Consider the following 17,526-nt stretch of genomic DNA (forward strand, 5'->3'; position numbering starts at 1 on the left):
ACCACGTGTCGTGACTTTGGAGTTGTTGCATGCGCATCGTTCGCCTGGCCAACTTCGTCACGGTCCACACCGGCGGCCTGCGGACCACCCTGCGCGAGCTCGGCAAGGGATACCGGCGGGCGGGCCACGAGCCCGTCCTGATCATCCCCGGCCGGCGGTTCAAGGATCAGCAGGTCCGGCAGGGCCGGGTCATCACGCTGCCCAGCGCACCCATCCCGCGGACCGGCGGGTACCGCGTGCTGGCCGGGCGGCGTGAGCTGATCAGGCTGCTGGACAGCCTGGAACCGGACCGGATCGAGGTCTCCGACCGCACCACGCTGCGCTGGACCGGGAACTGGGCCCGCCAGCGCGGGGTCCGGTCGATGATGGTCTCCCACGAGAGCCTGGCCGGGCTGCTCGGCGTCTGGGGCATGCCCAAGCGCGACGCCCTCGCCGACCGGCTGAACCGGCGTACCGCGGAGGCCTTCGACACCATCGTCTGCACCACCGCGTACGCCGCCGCCGAGTTCCGCCGCCTCGGCGTGCCGAACCTGGTCGAGGTGCCGCTCGGTGTCGACCTGAAGGTGTTCCACCCGAGCCGGATGGACATCGGGGTCCGTTCCCGCTACGCCCGCCCGGAAGAGCTCCTGATCGTGTACGCCAGCCGGCTCTCCGGGGCGAAACGCCCGGAGCTGGCCGTCGACACGGTGGCCGCGCTGCGCAACGGCAAGGTGCCGGCGGTGCTGGTGATGGCCGGGGACGGCACCCGGCGGGCCGCGCTGGCCTACCGGGCGGCGCGACTGCCGGTACGTTTCGCCGGGCACATCTCCGACCGCAAGGCCGTCGCCGCGCTGCTCGCCTCGGCCGACGTCGTGCTCGCGCCCGGGCCGGTGGAGACGTTCGGCCTGTCCGCGCTGGAGGCGCTGGCCTGCGGCACCCCGGTGGTGGTGGACCAGCAGAGCGCGCTGCCCGAGGTGATCGGCGAGGCCGGGGCCGCGGTCCCGGGCACGCCGGACGCGTTCGCCGACGCGGTCTCCCAGTTGATCGAGCGCCCGCGGGACGAGCGGCGCGCCATCGCCCGCTCGCGCGCCGAGCAGTTCAGCTGGTCCCGCTCCGTCGAGGGCTTCCTGCGGGCGCACGACCTCGCGCCGGCCCCCGCCGCCGCGCCCGTCCCGGCGCCGTCGCTGATCCGCCCGGCGGTCCCGCGACCGCGCCTGGTGCGTGATGCCGGGGCGGACGAAGCCGGCGCGCCGCGTTACGCATAGGGTTGGGGTCATGGCGCGACCCGACGGCCGAGCGGCCGACCAGCTGCGACCGGTGACCCTGACCCGGCATTGGAGCATCCACCCCGAGGGATCGGTGCTGGTGGAGTTCGGCAACACACGAGTGCTCTGCACCGCCAGCGTCACCGAGGGGGTGCCGCGCTGGCGCAAGGGCTCCGGGCTGGGCTGGCTCACCGCGGAGTATGCGATGCTGCCCCGGGCCACCAACACCCGTGGCGACCGGGAGAGCGTCAAGGGCAAGGTCGGCGGGCGTACCCAGGAGATCTCCCGTCTGATCGGCCGCAGCCTGCGGGCCTGCATCGACCTCAAGGCGCTCGGCGAGAACTCCATCGTGCTCGACTGCGACGTGCTGCAGGCCGACGGCGGCACCCGGACCGCCGCGATCACCGGCGCCTACGTCGCCCTGCACGACGCGGTGACCTGGCTGGCCCAGCGCAAGGCGCTGGCCGGCAAGATCGACAAGGTGTTGCACTCCTCGATCCAGGCGGTCAGCGTCGGGATCGTCGCCGGCGAGGCCCGGCTGGATCTGATGTACGAAGAGGACGTCGCCGCCGAGGTCGACATGAACGTGGTGTGCACCGGCGCCGGTGACTTCGTCGAGGTGCAGGGCACCGGGGAGAACGGCGTGTTCCGCCGGGCCCAGCTGGACGCGATGCTGGACCTCGGCGTCCGCGGCTGCGCCGAGCTGGCCGCCGCGCAGCAGAAGGCGCTGGCCGCGTGAGCGCCCGCCTGCTCCTCGCCACGGGGAACCGCAAGAAGCTGGTCGAACTGCAGCGCATCCTCGACGCCGCGCTCGGCATGAGCCAGATCGAGCTGGTCGGGCTGGGCGACTTCCCGGGGTACCCGGACGTGCCCGAGACCGGGCTCACCTTCGGCGAGAACGCGCTGATCAAGGCCCGCGAGGGCGCCAAACGGACCGGCCTGCCGACCGTCGCCGACGACTCCGGCCTGGCGGTGAACGCGCTCAACGGCATGCCCGGCGTGTTCAGCGCCCGCTGGTCCGGCCGGCACGGGGACGACGCGGCCAACCTGGACCTGGTCCTGGCCCAGGTCAGCGATGTCGCCGACGAGCACCGCGGCGCGGCGTTCGTCTGCGCGGCCGCGCTGGTTTTGCCGAACGGCCGGGAGCACCTGGTCGAGGGCCGGCAGACCGGGCGGCTGTTGCGCGCCCGGCGCGGTGACGGCGGCTTCGGGTACGACCCGATCTTCCTCGGTGACGGGCAGGAGCGGACCAACGCCGAGCTGGAGCCGGCCGCGAAGGACGCGATCAGCCACCGCGGCAAGGCGTTCCGGGAGCTGGCCAAGGTGATCGCCAAGGAGCTGCCGCGCTGAGTCCCGCCGCTGGTCGGGGTCTCGGCGGGGTGCGGTGGGTCGTGCCGCTGGTCGGGGTCTCGGCGGGGTGCGGTGGGTCGTGCCGCTGGTCGGGGTCTCGGCGGGGTGCGGTGGGTCGTGCCGCTGGTCGGGGTCTCGGCGGGGTGCGGTGGGTCGCGCCGGTGGTCCGGGTCTCGCCGGGTTGCGGTGAGCCGCGCTCCGGCGGGTTGACTTTGCCCCTGGGGCAAGGTTCAGCATCGAGGACATGCTCTCGATCGGCGCGTTCGCCCGGGCCACCCGGCTCTCCACCAAGGCTCTCCGGCTCTACGACAAGTTCGGCCTGCTGCGGCCGGCCGTCGTCGACGAGACGTCGGGCTATCGCTTCTATGCCGAGGAGCAGCTGGAGCAGGCCCGGTTGATCGCCTCGCTGCGCCGTCTCGGCATGCCGCTGGCCGAGATCCGGCGGGTCTGCGCTCTGCCGCCGGAGGCCGCGGCCGAGGCGGTGGCCAGGCATTGGGCGCAGGTCGAGGCGGAGACGGCCGCGCGCGCCCGCCTCGCCGGCCTCCTCGTCGAACACCTCGCCGGCCGAGGCCGGGCCACGGTCCGCCTCGGCCTGCGGTGCGCGGCCAGCGCCCGGCCCGGCCCGGTGCGGGACACCAACGACGACTATGCGTACGCCGGATCGCGCCTGCTCGCCGTCGCCGACGGTATGCGCGGCCCCGGCAGCGACCGGATCGGCGCGGCGGCGGTGGCGGCGCTGAAACCCCTGGAAACCCTGGAGACCCTCACCGTCGCGGCCGACGACCTGCTCGGCGTGCTCGCCGACGCGCTGCGCGAAGCGGAGCGGGCAATCGCGGAGATCTCCGAGGACGCGGTGACCACCCTCACCGCGCTGCTCTGGTCCGGGTCCCGGCTGGCCCTGGCCCACATCGGCGACACCCGGGCCTACCTGCTTCGCGACGGCCGGCTCGGGCAGATCACCCATGACCACACCTACGTGCAACAGCTGATCGACGAGGGCCGGCTGACCGCGGCCGAGGCGGCCGTCCACCCGCAACGGTCGCTGCTGGTGCAGGCGCTGACCCCCGGCGGTGGCGCCTGGCCCGACCTGTCGGTGCACGACGCGCGCGCCGGCGACCGGTATCTGCTGTGCACGGACGGGCTCTCCACCGTGGTGCCGGCGGCGGAGCTGCGCGGGGTGCTGGCCGGGCCGGGGGAGCCGGGGCAGATCGTCGGTGAGCTGATGCGGCGCGCCTATGCGTACGGCGCCCCGGACAACGTGGCGGTGGTCGTCGCCGACGTGGTGCGGCTCGACGAGCCCGAGGCGGCGTGATGGACCGGCGCCCGCTGGCCATCCCGGCGTACCGCCGGATGTGGCTCGCCTCGCTGGTGTCCGCGGTGGGCGGATCGTTCAGCGTGGTCGCGGTGCCGGTGCAGCTCTACGCGACGACCGGTTCCTCCGCGACGGTCGGGCTCGCCGCGGTGGTGTCGTTCGTGGCGCTGGCCGGCTCGGCGCTCGGAACCGGTGCGCTGGCCGACACCCGGGACCGGCGTCAGGTGCTGCTGGCCGCTCAGTCCGTCCTCGTCCTGGCCCATCTGGCGCTGTGGGCGCAGGCGGCGCTCGGCGGCGTCCCGCTGCCGCTGCTCCTGCTGCTGGTGGCCGGCCAGGGGTCGAGCCTCGGCGCGATCAGTACGACGTCCGGCGCGGTGCTGCCCCGGCTGGTCCCGGCCGACCTGCTGCCCGCCGCGAACAGCCTGAACTCTCTGGTGCGTTCCACCGGCTCCATCCTCGGCCCCACCCTGGCCGGCCTGCTGATCCCGCTGACCGGCCTGTCCACGCTCTACCTCTGCGATGCGCTGGCCCTGCTCGCCGCCCTCCGCGCCGTCCACCTCCTCCCGCCGCTCCCGCCGCTCCCGCCGTCGGCCGCGTTCCATGCCGGCGCGCCGTCCGCCGGTGGTTCGTCGTCCTCGCCGTCCGCTCCCTCCCACGTCGGCGCGTCGTCCGCTGGTGGCTCGTCGTCCTCGCCGTTCCACGCTGGCGCGCAGTCTGCTGGTGGTTCGTCGTCCTCGCCGTCCGCTCCCTCCGACACCGCCGCGTCGTCCGCCGCTGGCGCGGCTTCTTCGCCGTCCCCGCCGCGGCTCTCCTCCCGGGTCGGCGCGTCCTCCTCGCTGTCCGGGTCCTCTCCGTCGGACGCCTCCTCCGCCCGGCCCGCCGCTTCCGCACCGCCCGGCACGGTCCCGGGCCGGGCAGCGCGAAGCGTGGCGGGGCAGGTGCTGGCCGGTTTCCGCTACCTCGCCGGCAGCCGGATGCTGCTCGCGGTGCTGGCCGTCGATCTGGCCGCGATGGTGTTCGGGATGCCGGTGGCGCTCTTCCCCGAGCTGGCCGAGCGGGTGTTCGGCGGCCCACCCGGTGGCGGGCCGACGCTCGGCCTTCTCTATGCCGCCTATCCGGCCGGGGTGGTGCTGGCCGGGCTCGGCTCGGCCGCCTTCACCCGGGCCCGGCGACACGGCCTGCTGATGGCCGGGGCCGCCCTCGCCTGGGGCGTGACGGTGGTGCTGTTCAGCCTGACCACCCGGCTGTGGCTGGCCCTGGCCGTGCTGACGCTGGGCGGGGCGATCAACCTCGTGCTGAGCACGTTCCGTAACGCCATCTCCCAGGACTGTGCGGATGACGCCATGCGCGGCCGGATCCAGGGCGCGCTGATCGTCGTGCTGGTCGGTGGCCCGCAACTGGCCAACCTGCTGCACGGCTGGATCGGCTCACTCGCCGGGCCGCGCCTGACGATCGCCGCCGGCGGACTGCTCACGGTCGCCACGGTGGCGGCGATCGTGCGGGCAGTTCCGGAGCTGCGCCGATACTCGGTGTGCCAACCGGAGGCGGCCACCGGCCCGGGGAAACCCCCTCCGGCGAGCCGGCCAACCCACCCTGATGGCGGTGCCGGGCGGCTCGGCGGTGCGAGGTGATCGTTCCACCTTGATGTCCGTGCCGGGCGGCTCAGCCGTGCCGGGTGATCTTCGATTCTGATGTCCGTGCGGGCGGCTCGGCGGTGCGAGGTGATCGTTCCACCTTGATGCCCGTGCGGGGCGGCCTGGCAGGCGGGGGTGATCCCGTCCCCCTGACGCCCGCGCCGAGCGGGATCAGAGGGATCAGGCCTCCGAGGAGGAGAGCTCAGGGGAGTACGGATCAGAGGAGTGGGCCGGTGGCGGATTCGATGGTGGCACGCAGGCCGGGGCCGGCGACCACCGCGCGGGCCTGCTCCAGCACCGGGGCCAGGAAGACGTCCGGGCCGGGCCGCCCGGCGAACGGCTCCAGGGCGGCCATCGCGGCGCGGCCCGCCGGGGACGGTGTGATCGGCGCGCGCAGCTGCAGGCCGCGGACGGCGGCCAGGAGTTCGACGGCGAGGAGGCTGGTGAGGTTGTCCAGGACGGTGCGGAGTTTCTTGGTGGCGGCCCAGCCCATCGAGACGTGGTCCTCCTGCATGCCGCTGGTGGGCAGCGAGTCGACCGAGGCCGGGGACGCCAGCCGGCGGTTCTCGGCGACGATCCCCGCGGCGGTGTACTGCGCGATCATCAGGCCCGAGTTCACCCCGGCGTCCGGGCTGAGGAACGGCGGCAGGTCCCGGCTGCGGGTCACGTCGAGCAGGCGGTCCACCCGGCGCTCGGCGATCGCCCCGACCTCGGCGGCGGCGATGGCCAGGAAGTCCGCTGCGAAGCCGAGCGGGGCCCCGTGGAAGTTGCCGGTCGACTCGACCCGCCCGTCCGGCAGGACCACCGGGTTGTCGACCACCGAGACGAGTTCACGGGCGGCCGTGACCCGTACGAAATCGAGCGTGTCCCGGGCCGCGCCGGCGACCTGCGGCGCACAGCGGATCGAGTACGCGTCCTGTACCGCGTGGGCGAGGTCCTCCCGGTGCGAGTCCATGATCGCGGAGTCCTGGAGCAGGCGGTGGATGTTGGCGGCGGAGGCGGCCTGCCCCGGGTGCGGCCGGATCGCGTGCAGCTCGGGCAGGAACGGCCGCTCCGAGCCGAGCATCGCCTCGGTGGCCAGCGCCGCGGTCACGTCCGCCATCGCGAACAGGTGCTCCGCGTCCGCGATGGCCAGCAGCAGCATGCCGAGCATCCCGTCCGTGCCGTTGATCAGCGCCAGCCCCTCCTTGGCGGCCAGTTCCAGGGGGCGCAGCCCGGCCGCGTGCAGGGCGTCGGCGGCGGGCGCCCGCTCGCCGTCCTTGCCGACCACCCAGCCCTCGCCGAGCAGCACGATCGCGCAGTGCGCGAGCGGGGCCAGGTCACCGGAGGCGCCCAGCGACCCGTGTTCCGGCACCCACGGGGTGATGTCGTGGTTCAGCAGGTCGATCAGGCCCTGGGCGAGCACCGGGCGGACCCCGGAGCGGCCCAGCGCCAGCGAGCGCACCCGCAGCAGCATCATCGCCCGTACCACCTCGCGGGGCATCGGCGCGCCCACCCCGGCGGCGTGCGAGCGGATCAGCGCGTGCTGCAGCTCGGCGCGGCGTCGCGGCTCGATCGAGGTGTTGGCGAGCGCGCCGAAACCGGTGGAGACGCCGTACACCGGCCGGCCGGAGGCTTCGATGCCGTCCACGATGGCGCGGCTGGCGGCCATCGCCTCGACGGCGGCGGGGGAGAGCTCGACCCGGGCGTCACCGCGTGCCACGGCGAGCACGTCGGCGGGGTCGATCCCGGTGGGCTGGACGATCACGGTCATTGCGGCACTCCGTCGTGCATGGTGGCGGCTGGGACGGTGGAGGAGGCAGCGGCGGCGGGCGCCCGCCGGATCCCGATGGAACGGCCCGCCCGGTGCCTGTGGGGTGTCGGTCCGCGGTGGCCGGCCGGGGCCGGTGTCGCCGGTTTCTCCGGGCGGCCCGCCCGGTGCGTGTCGGGTATCGGTCCGCGGTGGCCGGCCGGGGCCGCTTTCTCCGGGCGGCGGCCCGCCCGGCTGGCCGTGGTCACCGCGGGGCTCCGACCGGGCGGCCGCCGTGCACCACGGTGCGGATCAGGGGCATCCCCGGGCGGTACGCCAGGTGCAGGCAGGACGGCGCGTCCAGGATGATCAGGTCAGCCCGCGCACCGACCCGGAGCACGCCGATGTCGTCGCGGCGCAGGGCCCGCGCCCCGCCGAGGGTGGCCGCCCGCACCGCCTCGACCGGCGTCATCCGCATCTCCCGGACCGCCAGCGCGATGCAGAATGCCATCGACGAGGTGAACGACGACCCGGGGTTGCAGTCCGTGGCCAGCGCCACGGTCACCCCGGCGTCCAGGAGCCGCCGCGCGTCCGGGTACGGCGACCGGGTGGAGAACTCCGCGCCGGGCAGCAGCGTGGCGACGGTGCGGTCGGACCAGCCGCACGTGCAGATGCCCGACCCCGACGAGGCGAGCGCGTCCACGTCCGCGTCGCTGAGGTGGGTGCAGTGGTCGACGCTGGCCGCCTCCATCTCGACGGCCAGCCGGACGCCGGGGCCCGGGCCGAGCTGGTTGCCGTGCACCCGTACGCCCAAGCCTCTGGCCCGGCCGCACTCCAGGATGTTGCGGGCCTGGTCCTCGTCGAACGCCCCGCGCTCGACGAACACGTCCACCCACCGGGCGTGCGGGGCGGCGGCGGCCAGCATCGGTCCGCAGACCAGGCCGACGTACTCGTCCGGCCGGTCGCGGTACTCGGCCGGCACCACGTGCGCGCCGAGGAACGTGGTCTCGGTGGTGAACTCCGACGCGATCCGCAGCGAGCGGGCCTCGTCCGCGACGTTCAGGCCGTACCCGGACTTGATCTCGATCGTGGTGGTGCCCTGCCGCAGCGCCTCGCCGACCAGGCGCCGCGCATTGCGGCGCAGCTCCTCGTCGCTCGCCGCCCGGGTGGCGCCGACCGTGGTCCGGATCCCGCCCCCGGTGTACGGCTGCCCGGCCATCCGCGCGGCGAACTCGCCGGCCCGGTCCCCGGCGAAGATCAGGTGCGCGTGGCTGTCCACGAAGCCGGGCAGCACCGCCGCCCCGTCCGCGTCGATCCGCGCGTCGGCGTCCGGCGCGTCGGCGGCCGGGCCGATCCAGGCGATCCGCTCACCGTCGACGATGACCGCGGCGTCGCGCGACAGGTGGTGGTCGGCGTTGGTGAACAGCTCGCCGATGTTCGTGATCAACAGGCTCATCGGAGCACCCCCTCGATCGTCTCGCGCAGGAGCCGGGGCACGTCCATCGCGTGGTGCCGGCCCCCGGTCACCACCGGCCGCCCGTCGACGACCACGTCGGTCACGTCGGCCGCCGTGGCGGCGAAGAGTACCCCGGCGGGATCGATCCCGGCGGTCCGGGCGCTGGACAGCGACACCGCTACCAGGTCGGCGCGCTGCCCGGTGGCGATCTCGCCGGCGTCCGGCCAGCCGAGCGACGCGTGCCCGGTGGCCGTGGCCGCCCTCAGCAGCTCCCCGGCGCCGAAGTGCCCGCGCCGCCGGGTGGCGAGCCGTTCGTCGAGTTCCACCCCGCGCGCCTCCTCGAAAAGGTCGATCACCGCGTGGCTGTCGCTGCCCAGGGTGAGGGTGGCGCCCGCGTCGGCGAGCGCCCGGGCCGGGCCGATGCCGTCGGCCAGGTCCCGCTCGGTGGTCGGGCACAGGCACACGTACTGCCCGGCCAGCAGGTCACGATCGGCATCGGTGAGGTGGGTGGCATGCACGGCGGTGGTCATCGGCTGCCAGACGCCCATCGTGTCGAGCAGCTCGGCGGGGGAGCAGCCGTGTACGGCCTGACACTGCTCGTTCTCCGCCGGCTGCTCGGACAGGTGCACGTGGACCGGCAGCCCGTCGGTGCGCCGCGCGAACGTCGCCATGCCCTCGACCGGCGCGGCGCGCACCGAGTGCAGCGCCGCGCCGATACGCACCCCGGCCCCGCCGCGCAGCCGGTCGAAACGGGCGTGCCAGCCGTCGTAGCTGCCGTCGGAGAACCGCCGCTGCACGCCGTCGAGCGGTGTGCCGTCCACGCCGGCGGTGAGGTACACCGTGTCGAGCAGGGTGATCCGGATGCCGGCCGCGGCGGCCGCCGCGATCAGGGCATGGCCCATCGCGTTCGGATCGGCGTACGGGGTGCCGTCCGGGCCGTGGTGCAGATAGTGGAACTCGCCGACGCAGGTGATCCCGGCCAGCGCCATCTCGCCGTAGACCGCCCTGGCGAGCGTGAAGTAGTTGTCCGGGTCGAGCCGGCCGGCGACCCGGTACATCAGCTCCCGCCAGGTCCAGAAACTGCCGCGGTCGTGGTGGGTGCGACCGCGCAGGGCCCGGTGGAAGGCGTGCGAGTGCGCGTTCGCCAGTCCGGGCAGGACCAGTCCGGTGAGCCGGGTCGCCGAGGGGTCCGGCGAGCCGGGGGTGACCGCCCCGAACCGCCCGTCGGCCACCTCGATGCGGACGTCCGGCTCGACGCGGCCGCCGACCCAGGCGTACTCGGCCAGATAGGCGGTCACGTCAGCGACTCCAGCACCCGGGCCAGGGCCGCGACCCCGGCCTCGCAGTCGGCGTCGGTGGCGTTCTCGGCGGGCGCGTGCGACACCCCGGTCGGGTTGCGCACGAACAGCATCGCGGTCGGCAGATGCGCGGAGAGCACCCCGGCGTCGTGGCCGGCCCCGGTCGGCAGGATCGGCGCGTCGCCGAGCAGGGCGGACAGCCGCCGGGCCAGTTCGGTGTCGAAGGCCACCTCGGCGGTGACCGATTCGGCGACGACCGACACCTCGGTGCCGTCCAGGCCGGCCCGCTCGGTGGCTTCTTTGAGCACCGCTTCGAGCAGCCGGTCGAGCGTCGCGGTGTCCGCGGCGCGGGCGTCCAACCATCCGCGGACCAGCGACGGGATGGCGTTGGTGGCGTTCGGTTCGGCCTCGATGCGGCCCATGGTGGCGTGCGCCCCGGCCAGCCGGGCCTCGCGGTTCGCGGCCAGCACGGTGTGCGCGAAGGTCAGCATCGGGTCGCGCCGGTCGGTCATCCGGGTGGTGCCGGCGTGATCGCCCACGCCGGTGAACTCCATCCGCCACCGCCCGTGCGGCCAGATCGCGCTGGCCACCCCGACCGGCGCCGCCAACGCCCGGCCCTGTTCGATGTGCAGTTCCACGAACGCGGCGAGGCCGCCCAGCGCGGCGACCCGCCCGGTGGGCGCCGCCCCGAGCGCCGTGCCGAACGTGACCCCGTCCCGATCGGTCAGCGCCGCCGCCCGCTCCGGCGTGATCGCCCCGGTCAGCAGGCGCGAGCCGAGGCAGGGCACGCCGAAACGCCCGCCCTCCTCGTCCACGAACGCCGCGATCGCGATGCCGCGTGGCGCGGACATCCGGTCCAGGGCGAGGAAGGCGCTGACGATGCCGAGCGGCCCGTCGTAGCCCCCGCCGTGCGGGACCGCGTCGAAATGCGAGCCCGTCAGCACCGTCCCCGGCGCCCAGGGCGCGCCGCACCAGGCGAACAGGTTGCCGTTGCCGTCCCCGGTCACGGTCATCCCACGCCGGTCCGCCTGCGCCCGGAACCAGTCGCGCAGCGCCAGCTCGGGCGGGGTCAGGGCGTACCGCAGGTAGCCGCCGCCGCGAGTGCGGCCGATCGGGGCGATCTCGGCCCAGAGGGCCGCGAAGTCACTCATCGCGCATCGGGATCCGCACACCGGACGCGGACGCCGACTCGTAGCCCGCGTCCACGTGCCGCAGCACGCCCATCGCCGGGTCGTTGGTCAGCACCCGCTCGATCTTCTGCCCGGCCAGCGCCGTCCCGTCGGCCACGCACACCTGCCCGGCGTGGATGCTGCGCCCGATCCCCACCCCGCCACCGTGGTGGATCGACACCCAGCTCGCCCCGGAGGCCGTGTTGACCAGTGCGTTCAGCAGCGGCCAGTCGGCGATCGCGTCCGAGCCGTCGAGCATCGCCTCGGTCTCCCGGTACGGCGAGGCCACCGACCCGGAGTCCAGGTGGTCCCGGCCGATCACGATCGGCGCCGACACCTCGCCGCGCGCCACCATGTCGTTGAACCGCACCCCGGCGCGGTCCCGCTCGCCGTAACCCAGCCAGCAGATCCGCGCCGGCAGGCCCTGGAACGCGACCCGCTCGCCGGCCAGCCGGATCCACCGGGCCAGCGGCTCGTTGTCCGGGAAGAGGTCGAGCACGGCGCGGTCGGTGGCGGCGATGTCGGCCGGGTCGCCGGAGAGCGCGGCCCACCGGAACGGTCCCCTGCCCTCGGCGAACAGCGGCCGGATGTAGGCGGGCACGAAACCGGGGAAGTCGAATGCCCGGGCGTAGCCGGCCAGCTGGGCCTCACCGCGGATCGAGTTGCCGTAGTCGAAGACCTCGGCGCCGCGGTCCAGGAAGCCGACCATCGCCTCGACGTGCCGGGCCATGCTGGCCCGGGAGCATTCGGTGAACTCGTCGGGCTTGGCGCGGGCGAGCGTGGCGGCGTCGGCGACGTCGACGCCGATCGGCACGTAACTGAGCGGGTCGTGCGCGCTGGTCTGGTCGGTGACGATGTCGATGTCGACGCCGCGGCGGAGCAGCTCGGGGAAGACCTCGGCCGCGTTGCCGACCACCCCGATCGAGACGGCCGACCTGGCGGACCGGGCGGCCAACGCCCGGGTCACCGCATCGTCCAGGCTGTCGGCGATCACGTCGAGGTAGCGGGTGTCGACCCGGCGCTGCAGCCGGGCGCGGTCCACGTCGACGATCAGGCAGACACCGCCGTTCATGGTCACCGCCAGGGGCTGCGCGCCGCCCATGCCGCCGCACCCGCCGGTCAGGGTGAGCGTCCCGGCCAGGTCGCCGCCGAACCGTTTGGCGGCCACCGCGGCGAACGTCTCGTAGGTGCCCTGCAGGATGCCCTGCGTCCCGATGTAGATCCACGAGCCGGCGGTCATCTGCCCGTACATGGTCAGGCCGAGCTGCTCCAGCCGGCGGAACTCCGGCCAGGTCGCCCAGTCGCCGACCAGGTTGGAGTTGGCGATCAGCACCCGCGGCGCCCACTCGTGCGTGCGCAGCACCCCGACCGGCCGGCCGGACTGCACCAGCAGGGTCTCGTCGCCGCGCAGCCGGTCGAGCTCGCGGACGAGGGCGTGGAAGGACGGCCAGTCCCGGGCCGCCCGGCCGGTCCCGCCGTACACGACGAGATCCTGTGGCCGTTCGGCCACGTCCGGGTCGAGGTTGTTGAGCAGCATCCGCTTGGCGGCCTCCTGCGGCCACCCCATGGCGGTGTACGCGGAACCGCGCGGGGCACGGATCTCGTTCATCGTCTTCTCCTCCCTGTGCGGTCGCACCCGGCGCCGCCGGTGCGCTGCGCCGGGTGCGACCGGTGCGGTCTCACGCGACGAAGATGTTCCGGCGGGTGGCGGACGCCTCGAACTCCTCCAGGCGCCGCTGCACCGCCTCCGGGGCGGCGTCACACATCGCCTCCAGCAGCACCATGGCCATCGTCATCGGCCCGGTGTGCAGGTCGAACACGAGCTGGGTGCCGACCGCGGCGGGCAGCACCACGTCGGCCGTGCCGGCGACCGGGCTCACCGCCGAGTCGGTGATCGCGACCACGGCGTACCCGGCGGCCTTGGCCTCGTGGACCGCCTCGACCGACTCGCGCGGGTAACGCGGCAGCACGATCGCCAGCATGGCACCGGCCCCGGCGGCGCGGGCCTGATCCAGCCGGTCCAGCAGTCCGGTCCCGCCGCTGTCGAGCACCCGCACGTCCGGGAAGACCTTGGCGGCGAAATAGCCGAAGTACGACGCGAGTGGCGCGGCCGCGCGCAGGCCCAGCACCGGCAGCGGCCGGCTGGCGGCGAGCAGCCGGGCCGCCTGCCGTACGCCGTCGGGCCGGTGCAGGTCGTCGGCGAGCCGGCGCAGGTGCTCGGTCTCGGCCAGCACCGCGCGTTGCATCCCGTTCTGCCCGGCCGGCTCGCTGGGCGCGCCCGAGGCGACCGCTCGCAGCTCGCGGCGCAGCGCCGGATAACCCGAGTAGCCCAGCGCCATGGCGAACCGGGTCACCGACGGCTGGCTCACCCCGGCCAGCGCGGCCACCTCGGCCGCGGAGAGGTAGGCGGCCTTCGCGGCGTGTTCCACCAGGCTGTGCGCGATCCGCCGCTGGGTGGGCGTGAGCCGCGCCCCCTGGAACAGATCGAGCACCCGCTCCGCCGTCCTGACCACCCCGTCATTCACATGGTCAGCCTATGCATAAAAACTTTCACAGGCCAGTGCCTCACCCCGCCCGACGTGTTGTGAGCTTTAGTTTTAGTTGGCGCTTTGAGAGTCAGTTGGCGCGTCTGTTGGGGATAGTTGGCACCCGGAGCGCCGGGAGGGGCGCAAGCGGCTTCCGGCGGCGCGGTCGTCTTGCCCGCCGATGCTCTCGAGGCGTCTCGGCAGAGTGAGGCTGGCGTTCCCCGTACGAGACGGGCAGCCGACTCGATGTAAAGCCACCATCCATCTCCTCCTTGCCGGTACAACTAGCCACCCCGGGGACCGGATGCGAGTTCGAGGTCGCGTCTGCTGGGGCTCGCCGTGTGATCCCTTGTTGGGGCCGGCAGGCCTGAGTTCAACCATCGAACTTTCAGCAGTCTGGGACTGTGAACGCGTTGAATAGCGAATCGCGATTCGCTATTCTTTGCTCATGGCGGGACAGGGGGTGCGGCAGGTTTCATCCGCGATCTTCGGCAACAAGTACCGGCTCGAACTGCTGCTCGCACTTGCTTCGGCGGCCGAAGAGGGGATCTGCGTGAAGGACTTGGCCGACGCGTGTGACGCGCCGACGAGTGTGTTCCAGCCGCAGCTACGTGCGCTCATGTCCGCTGGTTTCGTGCGACGGTTACCACAGTTGGGCCAGAACCGGCGCGTGTTCTATGCGTTGACCGATATGAGCACCTGGACAGGGCTCCGCCGGCTGGTGCAAGATCTCCAGCCTGACGAGTTGCGGACGGGCGTCAGGGAGGGGGCGAACCGATGAGCGTCGCAGCGACGTTGGAGCGGTTCGCGGCCACGATGCCGCAGGCCGCCGCGCGGGACGAGATCGGTGTCGCCCGAGTGAGGTGGCTCGGGACACGCGGCTGGGTTGCCTACAGCCCTGATCGAGCGCAGCAGCAGTTCAGGAAGGCGAATCGAATCCCGCCGATCCTCGCCCTCGACCTACTCGACACGCTGATGTACCTGCCCTTCGGGCATGAGGTCGCGGTGCAGTCGATGGCCGTGGCCGCGCAGCGGCGCCTGCGGCGCCTGCCGGCCGGTGCAGTGACCTGGTCCTCGACCACGGTCACCCGGCGGATCGCTCCGCCGGTCACGCCGCTGCTTGCGATGGTGCAGGCCACAGATTGGGCGACGGGGCTACGCGCGGCGTCGCGGTTCGCGATGTACTGCCGCCGCCTCATGGTGATCCCCGAACTGCCGGCTGATGAGCGAGCCGCCTTGGCGGAGGCCTCGTTCTACGGCATCGGCGTCGCCGTGCGCCGTGGCGAGTCGCTGACGACGGTGCTTGAGCCGGAGGAGTTCACCGAGTGGCAGCCGACAGCGGCCTGGTGGCGGTTCACTGAAGAAGTCGCTCGCGGAGCCGGGAAGGAATCCTGAACCCGGCTCACCCGGCGTCAGGATCACTCGGCCGGCCACGCCGGTAGCTTCGCCCACCGCTTCAGGGGCTCTTGGGGCTCGAAGGAGTCGGGTCGGAGAAGTCGCGTGGCGAACATTTTGTGCTCTTTGACCGCGCTTTCACAGATGTTGCGCCAGTAATCGGCGCGCTCCCGCACGGTCGGCTGATCGAGCAAACCCTCAGCGATGACGGTCCAGGCCGCGACGGCGTGCGCGATCGCTTCAGGCTGATCCTCCTTCTGCAGGAACCGGGTCAATGCCTGGTCGCCGCAGGTACCGCAGTGGCATCGGGGGGCGCGGCTCGGTGCCGCACCGCACAGCTCGTTGATCTTCGAGCCCTTCCACCAGCACATGAGATCCGGGACCAGGACGCTGGGTGACTTGTCGCGGCCGTTGAACGACAGCGGCTCGCGCGGATACGGCACGGTGTGCCGGATGCTGCCGCCGGTGCCGATCGCCGCGGCGAACGCGCCGTGGGCGACCAGGTCTAGGCCGTTGAAGTCGGTGCAGATCGGCATGAGCGGCACGGTGGCTGCCAGGGTGCGCAGGTTCGGGATGATCCGCACGGACTGGGTCAGAGGATCGCCCTGCTTACCGAGAACGAGTGCGATCGGGCAGCCGGCATCGTGCAGGATCGCCTGGGTCTGGGTGAAGAAGGCCCGGTCGATCAGGGAGATGTCCAGCGGAGCCACGAACAGTGTGTCGGTGCGTCCGAGCGCTTTGACCTGCTGCGCGGCGGCCGCAAGGCTGGCCGTGTCCCCAGCGCCGATGTAGCCGGTCGGGGTGCACGCTACCGTGTAACCCGCCTTGAGCTGGGCGTCCAGCACCTGCTCGAGGGTGGGGTTGGTGCCGGCCAGGCCATCGTCCGGCAACAGGAAAGGCTTATCCGGCGTGGCCTGGTGGTGACCGTAGGCGTCGGGGTCGATCGCGATCGGGCCGTCGTAATCGAGACCAGCGACCTGGGGGATCGGTTTGCCCGGCCCCGGGCCGGTGATCATGAGGCCGCTGCGGGCATGGTCGATTACCGGCAGAACAGTGGGGATGTGGGTGCGGCGGGTGTACACCAGCACCCGATCGGCCAGCGTGCCGACGGCGCCCGCAGGGGTGGGCGGATGCGGCTGATGGCCCAGCCACTGCCAGCGTTCTGCCAGGTCACCCGCCGGGTTACCGTGCGTCGGGGCGGCGGAAGCCGCCACCTTGTCGCCAGGTTCGGTCATTGTCCATCCTGGTGCGTGCTCAGTCGGCGACGGCGTCACCGAACAAGTTGGTCAGGCGTGCCGGTGTTGTTCCGGCGGCTGCGGCCGCGGCATCGAGCCCGCCGGTCGCATGGATCGCTGCCCGGACGATCTCGGGCACCCGGCGCGGTCGTTCTGCCGGTAACGGATCCGGTTCCTCGGTTCGCCAGCCGAGGGCGGAGATCTGCGCGTTGATCGTCCGGTAGCGAGAGTCGGTGATGACCGCAAGGTCAGCAGCACGGCGCAGGACAGCGGCGGCGGAGATCCGCCACTTCGCCTTGAGCTGCAACAGCCGGGCCGGCGTGACGGGCGCCGCCGTCAGATCGGGATAGATGCCGGCGTTAGGGGCGAGGAACTCCCCGGCGAACGCCTGGGCCATCTCCTCGGCGTCCACCCCGGCGCCGGGAACGCAGACACAGTGCCCGAGCTCGTGCATCAGCGTGAACCGCTGGCGGTCGATCGGCGCATCGGTGTTGATCACGAAGATGGGTGCCTCGCCGGGTGGATGCAGGCTCGTCGCGTCGACCTCACGCCCGCCCAGTGACATCGGCACCACCAACGCCCCGAGCTGCTCAGCGATGGTGGTGGCGGAGGCGATCGCGCCGGGCGGAACGGCCAGTTGGGCCCGGAGCTGTGCGGCGACGGCCTGCGGGCCGACGACACCTTCCACCCTGGTTGCCGACGCCGAGAACGTTGGCAGCGGGGTTCCGGCGACGTTCGCCAACCGAGTCAGGTGCAGCCGGGTCAGATTGATCTGGGCGTGCAGCCGCCGCAGCGTCGACGCCTTAGTGGAACGCCGGTTGCGGTGGTACAGGCAACCTTCGCCCAGGGCCCACAGCTTGACGTCGGCGGTCAGCAGCTCCGGCGTGGTCTCCAGCGCAGTGGCGAACTGCCGCAAGCGCACACCGGTCACCGACAGCGCGCCCTTCTCCGCCCGTGAAACATAGCCTTGGGTGGTTTTGGCGCCGTTCTGGTTCAGGGTGCTGAGGCGTTCGGCGACCTCGGCCTGGGTCAGGCCTAAAGCTTCGCGCGCGGCGACCAGCAGCTGGGGATTCGCTGCCGGTTCATCGATGGTGAAGAGCGCGCTCACAGAACATACCTTAACTCATGCCGACGAAAATGCGTGAAAATATTCCGAGCAACATTCCAGGGGGTCCGGTT

Annotated in this window: 15 protein-coding genes; 7 read left to right on the forward strand and 8 right to left on the reverse strand. The window is 73.0% G+C overall.

Annotated elements, in window-relative coordinates; translation table 11 throughout:
• Positions 1-29 precede the first annotated feature (29 nt).
• The 5 genes from ACTEI_RS04755 to ACTEI_RS04775 all read left to right on the forward strand — a co-directional run bounded on the left by ACTEI_RS04755 (position 30) and on the right by ACTEI_RS04775 (position 5,537).
• Positions 30-1,244 carry a glycosyltransferase gene (locus ACTEI_RS04755; protein ID WP_122976530.1) on the forward strand — a complete coding sequence of 405 codons (1,215 nt, stop codon included), beginning with the start codon at positions 30-32 and terminating at the stop codon, positions 1,242-1,244.
• A gap of 10 nt (positions 1,245-1,254) precedes the next feature.
• Complete coding sequence (gene rph / locus ACTEI_RS04760; protein WP_122976531.1) at positions 1,255-1,983, forward strand: ribonuclease PH; 729 nt, start codon at positions 1,255-1,257, stop codon at positions 1,981-1,983.
• Positions 1,980-2,594 (forward strand): RdgB/HAM1 family non-canonical purine NTP pyrophosphatase, encoded by a 615-nt coding sequence (rdgB, locus tag ACTEI_RS04765; RefSeq protein WP_122976532.1) that lies wholly within the window; start codon positions 1,980-1,982, stop codon positions 2,592-2,594. Before rph ends, rdgB begins: the two co-directional genes overlap by 4 nt.
• 244 nt (positions 2,595-2,838) lie before the next feature.
• Positions 2,839-3,906: a MerR family transcriptional regulator gene (locus ACTEI_RS04770; RefSeq protein ID WP_122976533.1), complete on the forward strand. Its 1,068-nt coding sequence runs from the start codon at positions 2,839-2,841 to the stop codon at positions 3,904-3,906.
• Complete coding sequence (locus tag ACTEI_RS04775) at positions 3,906-5,537, forward strand: MFS transporter (RefSeq protein ID WP_122976534.1); 1,632 nt, start codon at positions 3,906-3,908, stop codon at positions 5,535-5,537. The genes ACTEI_RS04770 and ACTEI_RS04775 overlap by 1 nt, the downstream gene beginning before the upstream one ends.
• 220 nt (positions 5,538-5,757) lie before the next feature.
• Here ACTEI_RS04775 and hutH read toward each other — a convergent pair whose 3' ends face one another.
• The 6 genes from hutH to ACTEI_RS04805 all read right to left on the reverse strand — a co-directional run bounded on the left by hutH (position 5,758) and on the right by ACTEI_RS04805 (position 13,717).
• Positions 5,758-7,293 carry a histidine ammonia-lyase gene (gene hutH, locus ACTEI_RS04780; protein WP_122976535.1) on the reverse strand — a complete coding sequence of 512 codons (1,536 nt, stop codon included), beginning with the start codon at positions 7,291-7,293 and terminating at the stop codon, positions 5,758-5,760.
• A 241-nt stretch (positions 7,294-7,534) separates the two neighbouring features.
• On the reverse strand, positions 7,535-8,725 hold the full coding sequence (gene hutI / locus ACTEI_RS04785) for an imidazolonepropionase (protein ID WP_122976536.1): 1,191 nt from the start codon (positions 8,723-8,725) through the stop codon (positions 7,535-7,537).
• Positions 8,722-10,023, reverse strand: a complete 1,302-nt coding sequence (locus ACTEI_RS04790; RefSeq protein WP_122976537.1) for a formimidoylglutamate deiminase — start codon at positions 10,021-10,023, stop codon at positions 8,722-8,724. The genes hutI and ACTEI_RS04790 overlap by 4 nt, the downstream gene beginning before the upstream one ends.
• Positions 10,020-11,174: an allantoate amidohydrolase gene (locus tag ACTEI_RS04795; protein WP_122976538.1), complete on the reverse strand. Its 1,155-nt coding sequence runs from the start codon at positions 11,172-11,174 to the stop codon at positions 10,020-10,022. Before ACTEI_RS04795 ends, ACTEI_RS04790 begins: the two co-directional genes overlap by 4 nt.
• Positions 11,167-12,801: a urocanate hydratase gene (gene hutU / locus ACTEI_RS04800; protein WP_122981915.1), complete on the reverse strand. Its 1,635-nt coding sequence runs from the start codon at positions 12,799-12,801 to the stop codon at positions 11,167-11,169. The genes ACTEI_RS04795 and hutU overlap by 8 nt, the downstream gene beginning before the upstream one ends.
• Positions 12,802-12,871: 70 nt before the next feature.
• The gene (locus ACTEI_RS04805) at positions 12,872-13,717 is read right to left on the reverse strand and encodes a MurR/RpiR family transcriptional regulator (RefSeq protein ID WP_122976539.1); all 846 of its coding nucleotides are present in this window, start codon (positions 13,715-13,717) and stop codon (positions 12,872-12,874) included.
• A 448-nt stretch (positions 13,718-14,165) separates the two neighbouring features.
• Between ACTEI_RS04805 and ACTEI_RS04810 the strand changes: the two genes are divergently transcribed.
• Both ACTEI_RS04810 and ACTEI_RS04815 read left to right on the forward strand, forming a co-directional pair.
• Positions 14,166-14,498, forward strand: a complete 333-nt coding sequence (locus ACTEI_RS04810) for a helix-turn-helix domain-containing protein (protein WP_122976540.1) — start codon at positions 14,166-14,168, stop codon at positions 14,496-14,498.
• Entirely contained in the window at positions 14,495-15,112 is a 618-nt protein-coding gene (locus ACTEI_RS04815; RefSeq protein WP_122976541.1) for a hypothetical protein, read from the forward strand. Before ACTEI_RS04810 ends, ACTEI_RS04815 begins: the two co-directional genes overlap by 4 nt.
• 23 nt (positions 15,113-15,135) lie before the next feature.
• Here the strand turns inward: ACTEI_RS04815 and ACTEI_RS04820 are convergent, their stop codons facing one another.
• A complete protein-coding gene (locus ACTEI_RS04820; protein ID WP_122976542.1) occupies positions 15,136-16,347 on the reverse strand; it encodes a hypothetical protein in 1,212 nt (403 codons plus the stop codon).
• Positions 16,348-16,366: 19 nt separating this feature from the next.
• Positions 16,367-17,455, reverse strand: coding sequence for an XRE family transcriptional regulator (locus ACTEI_RS04825; RefSeq protein ID WP_122976543.1), 1,089 nt, complete (start codon positions 17,453-17,455; stop codon positions 16,367-16,369).
• Positions 17,456-17,526: the final 71 nt, after the last annotated feature.

Origin of the sequence: Actinoplanes teichomyceticus ATCC 31121 (assembly GCF_003711105.1) — a bacterium.
GTDB lineage: Bacteria > Actinomycetota > Actinomycetes > Mycobacteriales > Micromonosporaceae > Actinoplanes > Actinoplanes teichomyceticus.